The following is a 15,283-nucleotide window of genomic DNA, read 5'->3' as shown; positions in this document are numbered from 1 at the left end:
GCAGTCTATCACTGCCCTATCATTATTTTGGAGGCTTTATGAAAACCACAGGCTATGCTGCACATTCACATGACACACCATTGGTGCCTTATGAATATAATTGTCGGCAGTTACGAGAGGACGATGTCGCCATCGAGATCCTCTACAGTGGCGTTTGTCACAGTGATTTGCACACCGTAAAAAATGATTGGGGATGGACGCTTTACCCTAGTGTGCCTGGCCATGAGATCGTCGGCCGAGTCATTGCGGTCGGTGCCAAAGTTACAGGTTACAACAAAGGTGATCATGTGGCGGTAGGCTGTATGGTCGATAGCTGCCAACAATGCAGCCAATGTCACGTAGGCGAGGAGCAGTTTTGTGAGCACGGTTTTACCCAAACCTATAATAGCCCAGACCCCCATACTAAAGAGATCACTAAAGGCGGTTATGCAAAGAACATCGTGGTGCGCGAGGAATTTGTACTCGCTGTGCCAGCGGCGCTCGATTTAGCAAAGACCGCACCTTTGCTCTGCGCGGGCATAACCACCTATTCGCCCCTGAGAACATGGAATGTAGGCCCAGGCAGTCATGTCGCTGTCATTGGCATGGGTGGACTCGGTCATATGGCTGTGAAGCTTGCTGTTGCTATGGGTGCACATGTAACGGTTGTCAGTCGCTCTGCACATAAAAAAGCGGATGCCCAAGCCTTGGGCGCCGACGCTTTTTTACTTTCCAATGATGAGCACTGTATGGAGCAGGCCGCCAGCACCTTTGATCTTATCGTTGATACGGTGCCAGTAAAACACGATGTTACGCCCTATGTGCCGCTACTAAAAATAGATGGCACCTTGACCTTAGTCGGGCAAGTAGGCCCGATGGCCGAAATGAACACGGTGCCTTTAGTCATGGGTCGTCGTCGTATTGCCGCATCGCTCATTGGGGGGATTGCTGAAACTCAAGAAATGCTCGATTTTTGCGCGCGAATGAACATTTTGCCGGAAGTGGAAATGATCACCATGGAGCAGATAAATGAGGCGTTTGAACGACTTGAGCGCGCCGATGTGCATTATCGCTTTGTCATTGATATGCAAAAATCCACTTTTTAAAGTTCGGTGGGTCAAGTGGCAGCACTTGACCCTCATTATTATCGTCACGAACGTGTTATAATGGCGTTTTGTACTCAATAAGATGAACCTTGCCGTGACTGCATTGCCCTTTTCCTCCACTCCACTGTCCCCTGCGTTGTTAGATAACCTGGCATCATTGGGTTATCACTCGATGACCGATATTCAAGCGCAAACCTTGCCGCTTATTTTGGCCGGCAAAGATGTCATTGGTCAGGGCAAAACCGGTTCAGGTAAAACCGCAGCATTCGCTTTGGGGTTACTGCATAACCTCAATGTACAGCGCTTTCGAGTACAGTCTCTGGTTGTCTGCCCCACTCGTGAGCTGGCCGACCAAGTGGCGGTCGAAATCCGCAAGTTAGCACGCGCAATCCATAATATTAAGGTGTTAACCTTATGTGGTGGTGCGCCAATGGGCCCACAAATTGGGTCGTTGGAGCATGGGGCGCATATTGTTGTCGGTACCCCAGGGCGCATTGAAGAGCACTTGCGTAAGGGCCGCCTCAGTTTAGATGAGGTAAATACCTTTGTGCTTGATGAGGCCGATCGCATGCTGGAAATGGGCTTCGAACAGCCGCTGCAATACATTGTTGACCACTGCCCTGCGGTGCGACAGAACCTGCTATTTAGCGCCACTTATCCGGCAAAAATAGAACAGCTCGCTCAACATGTTATGCACAATCCGGAAAAAATCACCGTTGAGTCCACCCATGATCATGCCACTATTGAGCAGTATTTCTACGAGGTGGACGACAATGCCATGCGTATGCAAGCAACGCAAAAGCTGTTATTGCACTTTGCTCCCAGTGCAGCGGTTATTTTCTGCAATACTAAGGCACAATGCCAAGAGCTCTGCGATAGCCTGCGCCAGTGTGGCTTTGATTGTGGTGCACTGCATGGCGATTTGGAACAAAAAGACCGTGACCGTACGTTAGTGCGCTTTGCTAACCAAAGCATGAGCGTGCTAGTTGCCACCGATGTCGCCGCTCGTGGCATTGATGTTGACCATGTTGATATGGTCATTAACTACCATATTGCGCACGACCCTGAGGTACATGTGCATCGTATAGGCCGCACCGGTCGGGCTGGCAATAAAGGGGTTGCATGTTCGTTGATGAGCTATAAAGAATCCCACAAGGTCAACGCTTTAGAAGATTATCTAAATACCACAGTGGAGCCAACAGACTTACCTAACGACAACGTGTTTGGTAATCCCGTTAAACGTGCGCCTATGGTCACAATTCAAATCGATGGTGGTAAAAAGTCTAAGCTGCGCCCCGGTGATATTCTCGGTGCCTTGACGGCAAAGGATGCGGTGAAAGGCGCACAAATAGGTAAAATCAAAGTCACGGCGATCAGCGCTTATGTCGCTGTGGAGCGAAAAGCAGCTAATACTGCCTTGAAGGTGATCAGCGAAGGCAAAATGAAAGGCCGACAATTTCGCGCTCGTAAACTCACTAAGTAACATTCCATTGGCCGCACATTGCTGCGGCCTGCTACCCACTTTGTCATTCAGTATCAATACACCTTGCTTTAGTTAGCGTTGCCTGTTCAGGAACTCTTTTTCACCTGCAATGGAGGCCTTAGGTGACATCTGACTACTTTGAGTTTTTAAGCATTATTGGCGTCGCATTTTTTGCCATTTCTGGTACTTTGCTAGGCCATGATAAAAACATCGGCGGTTTTGGTGTCGTCGTTGTTGCTTCAGTCACCGCGCTTGGCGGCGGCAGCCTGCGCGATGTGTTGCTAAATCAACCAGTATTCTGGATAGACAACCCCAACTACCTCTATGCCACCTACAGCGCTATTTTTATCACGGTGTTGTTTATCCGCCACCTTCCTAATGTATCGAGTTACTACATGCTGTTACTTGACGCTATTGGCATGGCTATTTTCAATATCGTCGGCATTGAGAAGTCGCTACTGCAAGGCACCGATATGATCGTGGCCATCACCATGGGGATGACCACAGGCATATTTGGCGGCTTACTGCGGGATGTGATTTGCGCCGAAGTCCCTCTCGTTATGCGCCAAGAGCTTTACTCTACAGCCTGTCTGTTGGGAGGGCTGACTTATGCCGTGCTATTTCATTTAGATATTGCTTACCTGTGGTGCATTATCGGGTCTGTGTTGGTCACTGTGCTGCTGCGCCTTGGCGCAATTCATTGGGGTTGGCAGCCGAGTATATTCAAGAAAGGCCGAATGCAGTGATGCCAACCATTTTATAATTTGGGGTTTAAATCATATGCTCCGCCCCAAGGTTTTAACTGTACACCTTTTTAAGCCGTGGGTGATGACCTCACCGGCACGGGAAAATAGCAGAACTTTAAGGAGCGCGATATGAAAACCCTGATCATCGGAGCCAGTGGTCAAATCGGCAAAATGACGACCGCGAAACTGTTAGCCCAAGGGCACGAAGTCGTGGCCTTAGTACGCGATAAAAGCAAGCTAAGTGACTTGCCCCAACAAGGGCTAACTATTATTGAGCAAGATTTGGAAAATGATTTTAGCGCTGCCTTTGAAAATTGCACACAAGTGATCTTTGCTGCAGGCTCTGGGGCCAGCACCGGGGCTGATAAAACCTTACTCATTGATTTATGGGCTGCAAAGCGGGCCGTGGATTTTGCGAAAGATCATAAGCTTGCACACTTTATTATGGTGAGCTCAATTGGTGCCGACGCACCTGATAATATTGAAAGCAGTATAAAGCCCTATTTGGTAGCCAAACACATGGCCGATGAGCAACTGATAAACAGTGGCCTTGATTACACCATCGTGCGCCCGGGTACTTTGCTCAATGAACCAGCGACCAAAAAATATCGTATCAAGCGCCCAAAATCGCGCCAAGACGCGGTGATCTCTCGCGAGAACGTGGCAGAGGCGCTGGTGTATATCGCTGGCAAAGACAGTAAAACGAGCCAAGTGTTTGAGCTGTTTGATGGTCCCGAACCAATCACTTCGCTCATAGATTAAAGCCAATGCGCCTAGCCCCAAGCTGGGCGCTCATTTTTACGCCAATTAAAACAACCAGCTTACCGAGAGTCTCAACGTCCGTGGTTCAATGGGATGAAAGTGAATATCCGCAACGCCCTCATCTGCCTCACCCGGCAAGCGAGAGCTGTAGTAGTAGTCAATATCATGATCCTGACTGTTGAACATGTTGAGTAGCTCGACATCCACTTTCCAGTGGGTTTGACGATAACTGAGCAACCCATTGACCACACTCAGAGGCTGCGAACGTCGCTCACCGTCGGCACTGAGTATGCGCTTGCCAATATGACGAAAACGTAACGAGCTCAACCACAACTCATTGATATGCCAATTGACACCAGCACTTGCCACTACAGGTACTGCGCCCTCGACGCGGTCATCCTGAGTGCCATTACGTAAGCGCGAACGCGTGAACGACGCTTCCATATCAACACTAAAGCGTTCATTGAGCCAATAATAAGCACTCAGCTCCAAGCCATAGCGCCGCGAAGCATCACTGGCTTCGGTATTACCGGCATCGCCAACAAATAGTAGCTCCGAGTCTAATTCTAACCACCATAGAGCGGTTGAAAAATTAAACTGCTGCTCATCGAAATAGCGCACGCCTATTTCACCTCCTTCGCTGCGTACAAGTAGGTCAACCTGCTCTGTCGCCTCGAGGGTGATAGGGTCTAAATTTATCGTTGCTCCGCGAGCATCATTGGAATGAAACCCTTGAGCAAAATTAAAATAGCCGGCCCATTGCGGCGTAAAGAGGTAGTTTATGTTCGCCTTCACGCTGAATAAGTCATCGCTGGCATCGCCGGAGTTACTTGGGTTATCACTTTGCACATTGGCTTCTAGATAGTCATAACGCAGACCTAGATTAGCTTCGAGCTGTGAGCTAATGGTTATCTGCGAATGCCAATAAGCACTGTAACTACGCTCATCAATACTGTCTTCACGCACAGTACTTAAACGCTGACGCGCACGTGTATTATACAGCCCTACTTCACCGACATTATCGTTACGCAGGGTGACCCCTACGCGGTGCTCGATGGGCCAGGACGTCTGTTGTGAAAAGGTATACCCTAGCGCTGCACCGCTGATCACCCGCTCATCATATTGCTGAAATTGATCGCCATTGATGGGGTCGTTGAGAAAGTAAGTAAAATTCGAAAACAAATCCAACTTATAGTCAATAAGATAGGCACTTGCGCTAAGGCGTTGCCCTTGCCAATTGGCCGATACACTGTAGCGACTAGAGTGTCCCCCTAAGGTTTTATCTAAAGAACCTAACTCTGTTATTATTCCTTGGCGTACCGCGCGACGTGGTATTTGGTCGGCGGCATTCCAGCGATTGTCGTAGGCCATTGCCGTTATAGACATATCGCCGTCCCAAGCGCGGCCTACATAACGTAGCAACGCATTTTTCTTGCTGATATCTTCATTGATATCTTGCCAAGGGCCGTCATAACCTTGCCATTGGGCAGCGCCAATAACCTTGCCTTGCCCCGCTGCAACACTCGCCATCGCAACCGCTCGAGTATAGTTATCCTCACCAATACTTAACGTTAACTGTTGATGTGTGGGGTTATCAGCAAGGTGAAAATAGGCACTGCCAGCGCTGGAGAAATCTCCTTGCTCTGCGTGATAACTGCCCTTTTGATAGGTGATGGTGGCAATCGTTTCAGGAATAATAAAATTGAGATCGGTATAGCCTTGACCGTGCCCATGACTGCGCATATTAATGGGCATGCCATCGATATAGGTCGCAAAATCGGTGCCGTGATCTAAGTTAAAACCACGAATAAAATACTGATTCGCTTTACCCGAGCCGCTGTGTTGTGTCACGGCCATACCCGGAATAAGCTCTAGCATTTCTGCGCTACGCAACATGGCTCGGCTATCAATTTCACCCTGACCTATCACGCCACTTGATGCGCTAATCGACTCACCAATAAGGCCACTGCGGTGCCCATACACGGTGATCGTTTCTACATTAGCCGACAACGGATGAGCCGTAATCGCCCCGAGAGAAAGTAGTAATGTGTTAAACCTCATGGCATGTTCCTTGTTACTAGTTAATATCAAAGGTGATAACGGACAAGCACTGATTTTGGATGCAAAAAAGGAAAGTTATTTAGAAACGATAGCCCACACTGTCAGTGTCACTGATAATGCAGCGGTAAGCGAAAAGGGTAACTACCAGGCGTGTGGCTAACAATAGCCGCCTGCAAACTGCGCCAGAGCAAGGGGGTGTGTAAAGTTCAGGCAAGCTCACAACGGCCTGCCCAACTGATTAACGGTAGAACACCTCAACCGTTCCTTTGCTTTTAATCAACAGAGGCTGACCGCGACGGTCGCGGGCTTTCGGATGGGCTACTTTAATCCAGCCTTCACTGATGCAGTACTCTTCTACATCATTACGCTCTTTATCATTGAAACGCACGCCAATGTCGTGTTTTAGCACTTCTTCATTGTAATGCGGGCTGCGCGGGTTAATCGAAAGCATATTGGGAATATCTGGTTTGCTGTTGTCGGTCATGATGACGTATCTCTACAAATAAACGTGGGCGCTATTGTAGGTAATCCCACCCTTAGGCTCAATTATTAAAGTTGCTGATAGGAAAATAATCTCGCCTATATTGCTTTCGTTGGCCATGTACTACAAACAAGTGTGCTTAGCCTCATCGCCAATAGAGCTGAATTATTTGCGCTCAGCTCTCAGACGTAGGATAGTGATATGCGGTTTTAATGCTGTAACTACATAGGATAATCATGTTCAAACTATTGCTAGCTTCGAGTTTAGTCTTTTCTTGTGCCACCGCTTTGGCCGCCACCCTTACGGTGGAAGAGCAGCGTCTACCCGCAGCTGCTGAAGCAATGCCCAACGTAACCAGCGCCTTTGCCAGTGATGTAAGCGCGTTTGCACAACAGTGGCAAGAACTAAAGAGCTTCGAACGTGCTCAGGATGTGGTTTATGATTACGCCAACCAGTTGTGGCGCAACGCCAAACAGCGTATCACTACGAAAAAAGATTACGATGACCGCGCATTGTATTGGGCACGGTTACAGTCGAGTAAGGTTATTCGTGCCACTAACCCACACTTTGCGCTCAGCGATGCGCAGCGTCAAATCTTACTCAACACCCTAGAGCGAGGCAGTCGAGGGCAATACGACTTAGCGTACAGCCAGGACACTGAGAAAAAGATTCTGATCACCGGCTTTGACCCTTTTTTGCTTGATGAACACATTAACCAAAGTAATCCTTCAGGGGTCGCTGCGTTGTTATTCGATGGGCAGGTGATCAGCCACAAGGGCGTACGCGCAGAAATTAACACCGTGATGATCCCGGTGCGCTATAAAGACTTTGATGAAGGCCTGATTGAAGCATTGCTAGCGCCCTATTATGCGCTCAATAACGTTGATATGGTCGTCACTATCAGTATGGGCCGAGAGCACTTTGATTTAGAACGCTTTCCAGGTAAGCGCCGCAGCGTTACCGCTCCCGATAACGCCAATATAGTTTATGGTGGCACGCAAACCGCACCGAAAATATCCAGCCTTAATGGCCGCCCTCTTCCCGGTGCAGAGTTTGTTGAATTCAGTTTGCCAGTCGCGCACATGCAAAAAGCGCAAGGCCCCTATGAAATCAATGATAACCATGAAGTAACGACTCTGGAGAAGACATTTAAGCCTAGTTCGTTGGCCGAGCTGGAAGGTGCAATCGCGGTCAATGGTGGTGGCGGTGGCTACTTATCGAATGAAATCTCTTACCGCAGTATTCGCTTGCGCAATGAGCTTAATTCAGATGTACCGACAGGGCATATTCACACCCCTCGCATTGCGCAGTTTGAGCCACAAACGGAAGCGAAAATCGTAGCGCAAATTAAAGCCATGCTAAAACAAAGCTTAGCTGCGCTACAACTGTTAAGTAAGGCTGCTTAGCTAAGCAGCCTCTGACCTCAGCGCGTCTTTGTCTTTAATGACGCTGCTGCGGTGCATTACGCACTAAATCTTTACCATTATCGTACACCTCTTGAGTCACCCAGCGCCCAAGTAGTAGCTGATGATTGTCATCAAGCACCGCAATAAAAGGTCGGCCATCGGCATTGTTAGTCGCCAGGGCAATGCCAGCCGCATTGTCTAAGCCTAATTTGCCGCTTTCCACCGAGCGCAGAAACGCCTCTAATTCCTCTAGCGTATCAATAATGTCATTGTCGTTTATCATTTTAGGTTCTCAATTACCGCTTAAAGCGCAAAGGGTAGCAACTCTTACCCGACAGATAAACATGGCTGTGCCATGCTGCATCAGAACTCAACAAGTTAAGTCTGTTGGTTTTATCAATCCGAATCTGGGCGATAATCACGAATAAAACGCAACTGGAATTCGGTGTTATCAAAGTCTGCGCACATGACATCGAACCCATAATGCAACACGGTATCAATATCAGCGCCAATAGCGCCTTCTTGCGTCAGCGAAGCCATCTCTGTGAGTAGCTCTTTGGCTCGAGTTTCATGGCCCCCACACCCGTAGTCAACCACGGAGTAAAATTTTGCGTAGTTATCGCCCAAGCTTACAGCCCGTTGGAGATACTCACCTCGTTTGGCTCCCTCACTCGTGCGAGCCAAGATAAACGCAGCGCGGGGCTGCTGGCGATAGCGAAGCAAATAACGCAGGATCGTTTGCGCTTTAAACGGTGAGTGAGGATAGGCGCCGCGCATTTGCCCTTGAGGGCGCATATCACGACCAGTGTAATAACTGTAAGCGTAATAAAAAGCCTGCTCGGTAGATAAGCCCTGCAATGCCTGTGGTGTCACATCTATGCTTTTTTCACGATACTGCGTTAATTGTTGCTGATAGTCCTGCGCCCACTGCTGCTGAAGCCTAGCGCCATGAACAACATGAATCGCTAGCGCAGTTGCGGCACAACAAAATGAAGCGCCAAGCAGTAGCACAGGAAACGCAACATAACTACGATTTTTTAGCTGTTGGCGACTAGCGTGTGGCTGCTGTTCACTGAGCAAGTAAAAAGCACGATTGTCTGTCAACGGCACACTTCTGCGAGCAAAAAAAGCGGCAGCCCACGCACCACTGACATACAATGCCAGCAATATAATTCCCCAAATTGTGCCTGAAAGGACAATGCCGATATTGATAGCAACGCCTACGACTATTATGTGCGCCAACAAAGCGAGCACGGCAAAACGCCGCATAAAGCCCTTGCCATGGTAACGTACAGCAACGCCTAACAGAGCACCGCTGACAAATAACATCAAAGGAGATGCCTTAGGCAACACAGCAAACGTTCCATACCACAGCAGTAAAATAGGTATACACCACATGCTTGTGTACAAGGCGGCTTTTAATGCATGTTGGTTATTGAGTTGCGTGTGCACTCGCTTTGCCATGCTCGGCTCTAGATTCATGATAATGTGTCCGGCTTGAGAATATAAATAATGGCTGACTGTACCAAAGAACTATACCCAGCGCCGTATCATTTTCCTACCGTGTAAACTCCATGTTAATAATAGGTTTATACTCATGAAACATATTTTTGTCGCTATCGCCTTATTGGTCGGTTTAAGTCCATTCGCTTGGGCACAGTGTCGCGATAATGTCGTCTTGGTCCATGGCAACACATCATCCCCCTCTAGTTGGAACAACACCCGTGAGCAACTATATGCTCAAGGTTATACCGATACACAAATCTTTGCCCCAAATTGGGGCTCTAAAACATGCGCCAGCTGCAACGATCACAACGGCAGTGAAGAGCTTCCCGTGCGCGAAGCAATTCTTGATGCCATCAACCAATCGTGCAGTGGAAAAATAGACATTATTGGCCATTCGATGGGTGTCACCCTAGCTGCGCAGCAAGTTTACAAACTGGGGTTAAGTGCTGATGTCGATGCATTTGTCGGTATTGCCGGGGCGTTGCGCGGTTTATTAAGTTGCGGTGTTTATCCTTACAATGTGTGGAACAGTACCTGTGGGTATCACGGCCTATCAGTGAGTAGCCCGTTTCTTGACGGTCTATATGGACAGCAATTCGCAAACCGAGTGTATTCCATTAAAAGCTATGCCGATCAGGTCGTCTGCGCAACGGGGAGTTGCTACGTGTACGGCATTCACAGCAGTCGAATTTGGCATGAAACCGCTACTTTTACTTACGCTCTTGGCCATTTTGGCCTACAAACCGATACCGCTGTTAAACAGGTTAGTCTAATTCAATAACAACCTTGTCGTATATGGCACCCAATACTCACGCTTTATAACTAAATATACGCATTTATAGCCGGTAACATCATACCGGCTCGTGACTATTTCGTTGAACTTGTGGCTTCATTCGCTACTACCACGGCCTCAGCGGCGGTGTTAACCTGCGCACTGGTTTTTGCCAGACCGACCGCCTGAGCCCCTCCAATCAGCCAGGTTTGTGCGCCTAAGGAAATCGCCCCTAAACCATGACGAGCCAAAGGCCACTGTCCTTGCACATGCCATTGCTGCGTACGAGCGTTGTAGCGCAGCACATCGGTATAGACCCCCTCGGCGTGTTCACCGCCAAAAACAGATACATGGTGATCATTGACTGTTGCAGCGTGCCCTGCCCTTGGCTGTGGCATAGAAGGCAAGTGCCGCCATGTATCTTGTTCGCTCTGATACTCCAACACATCCGTCATCGGCGGCATACCGACTTGGCGCCCGCCAAGGATGAGCCATCGTCCATCAACCTGCACGGTTGCGGCGCTGTTACGAGCACTGGGTAGCGGCGCTGCTTCAGTGACGCTAAATGTGTTAGGGTCGAACACAAAATGGCGTGCGGTATCATGGCTATGCTGCCACTGACCATTTTTATCGCTATGTGGTGTGCGCCCACCGGCGAGGTGTATTTTGCCATCGATAACCGCTGCAACCGTCTCACTTAATGGGATAGGTAAAGTGGCTACATGCTGCCACTGAGCCGCTGATTGAGACAACATTAAAATGTCACCAGTATTAAACCACTGGCCGCTTTCGGAGTTGATAAAGCCACCCAATGCAAACAGCTTATCGCCAACCACTTGTAGATAGGTATGATGACGCCCTTGGGGTAAATCAGGTGCGCTCTGCCAGTGCGAATCTCCAGGAGACCAGTAATGCACTTTCGCTGTCATTTGCCCTTGAGACACTGGCAGCTGGCTAGAAATTCCACCCGCTACCCATATCTTATCGCCTATCAATGTCGGGTATATCTCCTGTATAGGCTCCACAAGAGATGCACCCGAATGTTGTGGCTCAGCGTGTAAACCAGCGGCCCATAAAGCACTCAACACCAGCATCAGAGGGTATTTTAACTGTCGCATAATAATTATTGGATGACTCCGCAGGGTGAATAAACAACCGTTAGCATAGACAGAGCAGTGCTTTAAAAACAACTAACTAAAGGTCTTACAACCCCCCCTATCAACACCCATGAGTGACAAAAAAGCGCCCGAAGGCGCTTAGTTAGAACTGATAATGAACACTGAGTTCGAGGTTCCTTTCCTCTCCGGGCAAGCCGCCTAGGAAAAGTGCCTTTTCGTAGTAACGCTCATTAAATAGGTTATCTAGGTTTAATTGGACTTTGTAATTATCCGCCTCGTAGGCAAAGGCGGCATCCCAACGCACGTAGCTCGGGACCACAGATTTAGGCAAGCCAAATGCGGTGGAATTAATAGTGCGCTCATCAACATAAGTCACCCCGAGATTCACAGCCACAGGATGCGTAAGCTCAAAGGCGCTCATATCATAGCGTAACCAAGTGCTGGCAAAGCGCCTTGGCACCCCTTTTATTTGCCCAGAGCGCTCGCCTGCACGCACAGTCACTGCGTCCTGGTAAGTACCATTAACATTGACCGACATTACCTCGCTGAGCGCCATATTCAGATCAAACTCCACCCCTTTAGTAGAGTCCTCATCGTCATAAAAATATTGTGGCACACTGATGTTGAACTCGGGGTCATTGGGATTGTCGTTAAACGCCTCATTGGCGTAGCGTAAATTAGTGCGTCGGGTGTCAAATAGCACTAAAGAACCGAGTAAGTCTTCCTCTAAGGCAGTAAAGCGCACGCCAATATCCAATGATTCGGATTCCGAATCAGGGCGATTATCCGCTTGGTTTTCACTTACTGACCCTAAAATACTATAAGCCGTGCGCCCTTTCGACACATTCACAAAGGTCGAAAATTGCGATGACAGCTGATAGTTGAGGCCTAGGTTATAGGTCATACCGGCATCATCACTGTCGTTTTCTAGGCTGACTTCGGGTACTCGCGCAGTGCCTCGATGCTGATAACTTTGCTTAATGCGCGTATAGGCTGCGCCCACACGCGCTGTGAGTGCATCACTTAAATAAAGAACTTCTTGGCCGCTTATCCCCACTGCTTCGACACTTTTATCATAGTGACTGCGCAGCACTGGACTGTAGTCTTCAAAATGCCCTGTTGGCCAGTTGGGGTTACGGATATCAAGAATATAATCAACGGCGTTGGCATCCGCAGCGGCGCCATCGGCATCGTAAATTGACCAGCTTTTAAGGCTAATATCGCGTTTTTCTGCATTAACACTCAGTAAGTGCTCACCAACTACCGAGCCCCAATCCCACGTATGCTGAAGATCGGCAAAGTACTGAAACATTTGCTCTTGCGCATGCTGCTTGCGATATTCTTGGCGTCGCGCTGCATAGGGGTAGAGTTCACCATCGACCATTAGCGGTGCACGCGGCGCTAGATTAATGGTGCCTCGACGCTGCCAATAAACATAGTTGTAAGCTCCAGTTTGGCGCACGAAATCAGACTCATAATCGCGAAATTGCAGTTGTTGCGTGAGCTCAGTATTGGCACCGAGATACCAATCCCACCGCAGCTTCACACGTTGCTCGGTACCAGCATTAGGACGACTTAGCGGCGAAATTACATTGCCATCACCGAGATCAAAGGGCTCAAGCCCATCGTTTTGGTTAATGCTCAGCGCCAGTTGTTGACGTTGCTCGGCACTTAGCTGGAGCGCTTCGCTTGCAGCATCATTGGGGAGATCAGCACCACTCAAAGGGTAGTCACCGTCAATGCTATCCCAGTTAACGATACGTACCGGAAAACCTACGGAGTCTACCTGCACTTCATCGTCAATATAAGCCGTTGATAATAACAAACGATGGTTATCGCTTGCCTGATAGCGCAATGACCCATAAAACTCACTGCGCTCACTACCCAAATCGCGGTAACCATCACTCGATTGGTGGTTGACGACTGCGCGGTAAGCCCAGTTCTCACTGAGTGCGCCAGTTGCATCAAACATCACCCCGTAGCTTTGCCATTGCCCAACATTAACCGCCACCTCATACTGGGCTTGGTCTTGTGGCTTCTTTTCAATTAGGTTAATAACGCCACCAGCGGCACCAATACCATATAACCCCGTAGCCGGGCCTTTAAGCACTTCAACACTGTCCACATTGGTCATCGACCGCGTTGGGTTAAAGGCGTTGCCTAAATCAGCGCCACCATACATGCCATCATAGGTGTAATTAACACCTAGGCCACGAATAATAAGATTATCACCGACACCATAGTTATTGCCCGCTTGCGCTAATCCGGAGACATTACGCACCGCTTCTTGCAAAGTGTCAGCCGATTGCTGATCCAGCAAGGCTTTATCAACCACAACAATGGGTGCGGGGGTTTGCATCAAGGCCATATTCGACTTGGTTGCCGTGCCACTGTTGAGCACGAGTTCGTTATGGCGACCATAGACGCTAATGCGCTCAACCTTGTCTAGCTCTTGCGACGACGAGGTGTTGGCAGATGCATCAGGCGACAGCAGCGCTGCGCCTACGGCAGCACTTACGAGTGAAAACTGAAATACGTTCATTATCTCTTCCCTATATGAGATACAGCAAAAAACGCGCGCATTCTAGCACCACACACAAATGATAACAATTGTCATTTTTGTTTGTAAAATTTATGTAAGCACTGCCATAGCTGAATAGCAAAAGTTGAAATAAGCTAGCAGTTTTCCCACGTTCTATTGCAGTCCAAATAAGACCCTATATAAGCAACAAACTGATTTTTAATATAATAATTAACTGTTACCGAGTGTAATAGTTAATATTCATATAGCGACTAATTTTATAGCGTGGATATCACAACCACACAAAGCAATCGAATTTAAAGTCATTAAAAGGAGATTATTATGTCAACATTTAAAGTAAACATTCCCGCAGGTCCAATTTGGGACCAAAAAGATGCTGAGGATAAAGCGCCCCTAGTAGCGGCAGCACACCAGGGAAAATGGACGGGACAGTGGAACACTGTCGTCCAAGGAGAGATGAGTGTAGTGGAAGTTGAATTGCAAGTGAAAAACACTGGCTCAGACTGCTTCAAAACAAACGTCCTTGCAGGGCCGCTATGGAGCAACGATGAAGCGCAAAAAGTGGGGGAAACCTTAGCAGCCTCTTACGGCGGCACCTTTACCGGTGAGTGGCACACCATTGTTGAAGGCAAAATGAGCGTGATTGAAGTTGAGTTCAAGTTCTAAGTTATTCTACATTACCTTTATTTTTATAATAACGGCTAGCGACCGCAAAACAGCCAGCCGTTATTATATATAAAGCAACATTCGAATTTTATGGGCTTTAATTAAGCGTAAAGCTTGTACCAGACCAAAATATAGAGTCGTAATCACTACACTGCATGCACTTGTACCACCTCACAGCCTCACCATCATAAAAAAGGCTGCTGTATCCGGCATCTCCTTGGTGAGTAAAGACTTTTACTACGCTAAAGTTACGTAAAATCGCCAGAAATTGTCCTTGCTGAGCGGATTTCGTTTTATAAACACCCACGATAACACGCTCTTCACTAGGCTCGTCATCTAAGTTCGCTCGAATGGAGAACTTTAATGGGGAACTCTGAATATCCAGATATTGATACTCAGGCAACGTCTCCTCGAAATAGCTCTTATCGAAGACCGTAATATACTCCCAATCTGGATTTAGTTCCGATACCTGAATCTCCATGAAATTAGACTTTTCAGCACAAAACTTTTTCGCAGTCCACCATGCTTTATTAGGTTCTAGAGTTGAAGTTTCACCAGCTATTGAAGGGGAGTAAAAAAAAGCCCCCGCAACAAGGGAAAGAATCGATACCTTACCAATCAACATGTCAATGCCTCCCACCTGCCGTTCTAGGCT

Annotated in this window: 15 protein-coding genes; 8 read left to right on the top strand and 7 right to left on the bottom strand. The window is 48.2% G+C overall.

Going from position 1 to position 15,283, the window contains the following annotated elements:
• Window positions 1–38 precede the first annotated feature (38 nt).
• The 4 genes from MHM93_RS01730 to MHM93_RS01715 all read left to right on the top strand — a co-directional run bounded on the left by MHM93_RS01730 (window position 39) and on the right by MHM93_RS01715 (window position 4,076).
• Window positions 39–1,085 (top strand): NAD(P)-dependent alcohol dehydrogenase, encoded by a 1,047-nt coding sequence (locus MHM93_RS01730; RefSeq protein ID WP_239447736.1) that lies wholly within the window; start codon window positions 39–41, stop codon window positions 1,083–1,085.
• 82 nt (window positions 1,086–1,167) lie between these two features.
• The gene (gene dbpA / locus MHM93_RS01725; RefSeq protein ID WP_022945329.1) at window positions 1,168–2,568 is read left to right on the top strand and encodes an ATP-dependent RNA helicase DbpA; all 1,401 of its coding nucleotides are present in this window, start codon (window positions 1,168–1,170) and stop codon (window positions 2,566–2,568) included.
• 122 nt (window positions 2,569–2,690) lie between these two features.
• Window positions 2,691–3,314, top strand: a complete 624-nt coding sequence (locus MHM93_RS01720) for a trimeric intracellular cation channel family protein (protein WP_045978255.1) — start codon at window positions 2,691–2,693, stop codon at window positions 3,312–3,314.
• 129 nt (window positions 3,315–3,443) lie between these two features.
• A complete protein-coding gene (locus MHM93_RS01715) occupies window positions 3,444–4,076 on the top strand; it encodes an SDR family oxidoreductase (RefSeq protein ID WP_239447734.1) in 633 nt (210 codons plus the stop codon).
• Window positions 4,077–4,121: 45 nt separating this feature from the next.
• Here the strand turns inward: MHM93_RS01715 and MHM93_RS01710 are convergent, their stop codons facing one another.
• Window positions 4,122–6,137, bottom strand: a complete 2,016-nt coding sequence (locus tag MHM93_RS01710) for a TonB-dependent receptor (RefSeq protein ID WP_239447732.1) — start codon at window positions 6,135–6,137, stop codon at window positions 4,122–4,124.
• Between MHM93_RS01710 and MHM93_RS01705 the strand changes: the two genes are divergently transcribed.
• Window positions 6,136–6,297, top strand: coding sequence for a hypothetical protein (locus MHM93_RS01705; protein ID WP_239447730.1), 162 nt, complete (start codon window positions 6,136–6,138; stop codon window positions 6,295–6,297). The genes MHM93_RS01710 and MHM93_RS01705 overlap by 2 nt on opposite strands.
• A 78-nt stretch (window positions 6,298–6,375) precedes the next feature.
• On the opposite strand, the gene MHM93_RS01700 is transcribed toward MHM93_RS01705, so the two are convergent.
• Window positions 6,376–6,621, bottom strand: coding sequence for a DUF3297 family protein (locus tag MHM93_RS01700; protein WP_022945333.1), 246 nt, complete (start codon window positions 6,619–6,621; stop codon window positions 6,376–6,378).
• Window positions 6,622–6,854: 233 nt separating this feature from the next.
• Here MHM93_RS01700 and MHM93_RS01695 point away from each other — a divergent pair, with 233 nt between their 5' ends.
• Window positions 6,855–8,024, top strand: a complete 1,170-nt coding sequence (locus MHM93_RS01695) for a hypothetical protein (protein WP_239447728.1) — start codon at window positions 6,855–6,857, stop codon at window positions 8,022–8,024.
• A 34-nt stretch (window positions 8,025–8,058) separates the two neighbouring features.
• On the opposite strand, the gene MHM93_RS01690 is transcribed toward MHM93_RS01695, so the two are convergent.
• On the bottom strand, window positions 8,059–8,307 hold the full coding sequence (locus MHM93_RS01690; protein ID WP_022945335.1) for a hypothetical protein: 249 nt from the start codon (window positions 8,305–8,307) through the stop codon (window positions 8,059–8,061).
• A gap of 113 nt (window positions 8,308–8,420) precedes the next feature.
• On the bottom strand, window positions 8,421–9,506 hold the full coding sequence (locus tag MHM93_RS01685) for a hypothetical protein (RefSeq protein WP_239447726.1): 1,086 nt from the start codon (window positions 9,504–9,506) through the stop codon (window positions 8,421–8,423).
• A 115-nt stretch (window positions 9,507–9,621) separates the two neighbouring features.
• Between MHM93_RS01685 and MHM93_RS01680 the strand changes: the two genes are divergently transcribed.
• Entirely contained in the window at window positions 9,622–10,311 is a 690-nt protein-coding gene (locus tag MHM93_RS01680; RefSeq protein ID WP_151173065.1) for an alpha/beta fold hydrolase, read from the top strand.
• Window positions 10,312–10,397: 86 nt separating this feature from the next.
• Here the strand turns inward: MHM93_RS01680 and MHM93_RS01675 are convergent, their stop codons facing one another.
• The gene (locus MHM93_RS01675; RefSeq protein ID WP_239447724.1) at window positions 10,398–11,420 is read right to left on the bottom strand and encodes a kelch-like protein; all 1,023 of its coding nucleotides are present in this window, start codon (window positions 11,418–11,420) and stop codon (window positions 10,398–10,400) included.
• Between the two features lie 142 nt (window positions 11,421–11,562).
• Window positions 11,563–13,962: a TonB-dependent receptor gene (locus MHM93_RS01670; protein ID WP_239447722.1), complete on the bottom strand. Its 2,400-nt coding sequence runs from the start codon at window positions 13,960–13,962 to the stop codon at window positions 11,563–11,565.
• A gap of 321 nt (window positions 13,963–14,283) precedes the next feature.
• Between MHM93_RS01670 and MHM93_RS01665 the strand changes: the two genes are divergently transcribed.
• Window positions 14,284–14,628 (top strand): mannan-binding lectin, encoded by a 345-nt coding sequence (locus tag MHM93_RS01665; RefSeq protein ID WP_022946214.1) that lies wholly within the window; start codon window positions 14,284–14,286, stop codon window positions 14,626–14,628.
• 97 nt (window positions 14,629–14,725) lie between these two features.
• On the opposite strand, the gene MHM93_RS01660 is transcribed toward MHM93_RS01665, so the two are convergent.
• Entirely contained in the window at window positions 14,726–15,253 is a 528-nt protein-coding gene (locus MHM93_RS01660) for a hypothetical protein (protein WP_239447720.1), read from the bottom strand.
• Window positions 15,254–15,283 lie beyond the last annotated feature (30 nt).

This window comes from Pseudoalteromonas sp. MM17-2, assembly GCF_022347945.1.
GTDB classification, from domain to species: domain Bacteria; phylum Pseudomonadota; class Gammaproteobacteria; order Enterobacterales; family Alteromonadaceae; genus Pseudoalteromonas; species Pseudoalteromonas ruthenica.
The sequence above is the reverse complement of the archived record's forward strand: the minus strand, read 5'-3'. Positions and strand labels throughout refer to the sequence as shown.

Coding starts and splice junctions, on each gene's coding strand:
- MHM93_RS01730 (WP_239447736.1), top strand. CDS start 39: ATGAAAACCACAGGCTATGCTGCACATTCACATGACACACCATTGGTG.
- dbpA (WP_022945329.1), top strand. CDS start 1,168: ATGAACCTTGCCGTGACTGCATTGCCCTTTTCCTCCACTCCACTGTCC.
- MHM93_RS01715 (WP_239447734.1), top strand. CDS start 3,444: ATGAAAACCCTGATCATCGGAGCCAGTGGTCAAATCGGCAAAATGACG.
- MHM93_RS01705 (WP_239447730.1), top strand. CDS start 6,136: ATGGCATGTTCCTTGTTACTAGTTAATATCAAAGGTGATAACGGACAA.
- MHM93_RS01710 (WP_239447732.1), bottom strand. CDS start 6,137: ATGAGGTTTAACACATTACTACTTTCTCTCGGGGCGATTACGGCTCAT.
- MHM93_RS01700 (WP_022945333.1), bottom strand. CDS start 6,621: ATGACCGACAACAGCAAACCAGATATTCCCAATATGCTTTCGATTAAC.
- MHM93_RS01695 (WP_239447728.1), top strand. CDS start 6,855: ATGTTCAAACTATTGCTAGCTTCGAGTTTAGTCTTTTCTTGTGCCACC.
- MHM93_RS01690 (WP_022945335.1), bottom strand. CDS start 8,307: ATGATAAACGACAATGACATTATTGATACGCTAGAGGAATTAGAGGCG.
- MHM93_RS01685 (WP_239447726.1), bottom strand. CDS start 9,506: ATGAATCTAGAGCCGAGCATGGCAAAGCGAGTGCACACGCAACTCAAT.
- MHM93_RS01680 (WP_151173065.1), top strand. CDS start 9,622: ATGAAACATATTTTTGTCGCTATCGCCTTATTGGTCGGTTTAAGTCCA.
- MHM93_RS01675 (WP_239447724.1), bottom strand. CDS start 11,420: ATGCGACAGTTAAAATACCCTCTGATGCTGGTGTTGAGTGCTTTATGG.
- MHM93_RS01670 (WP_239447722.1), bottom strand. CDS start 13,962: ATGAACGTATTTCAGTTTTCACTCGTAAGTGCTGCCGTAGGCGCAGCG.
- MHM93_RS01665 (WP_022946214.1), top strand. CDS start 14,284: ATGTCAACATTTAAAGTAAACATTCCCGCAGGTCCAATTTGGGACCAA.
- MHM93_RS01660 (WP_239447720.1), bottom strand. CDS start 15,253: ATGTTGATTGGTAAGGTATCGATTCTTTCCCTTGTTGCGGGGGCTTTT.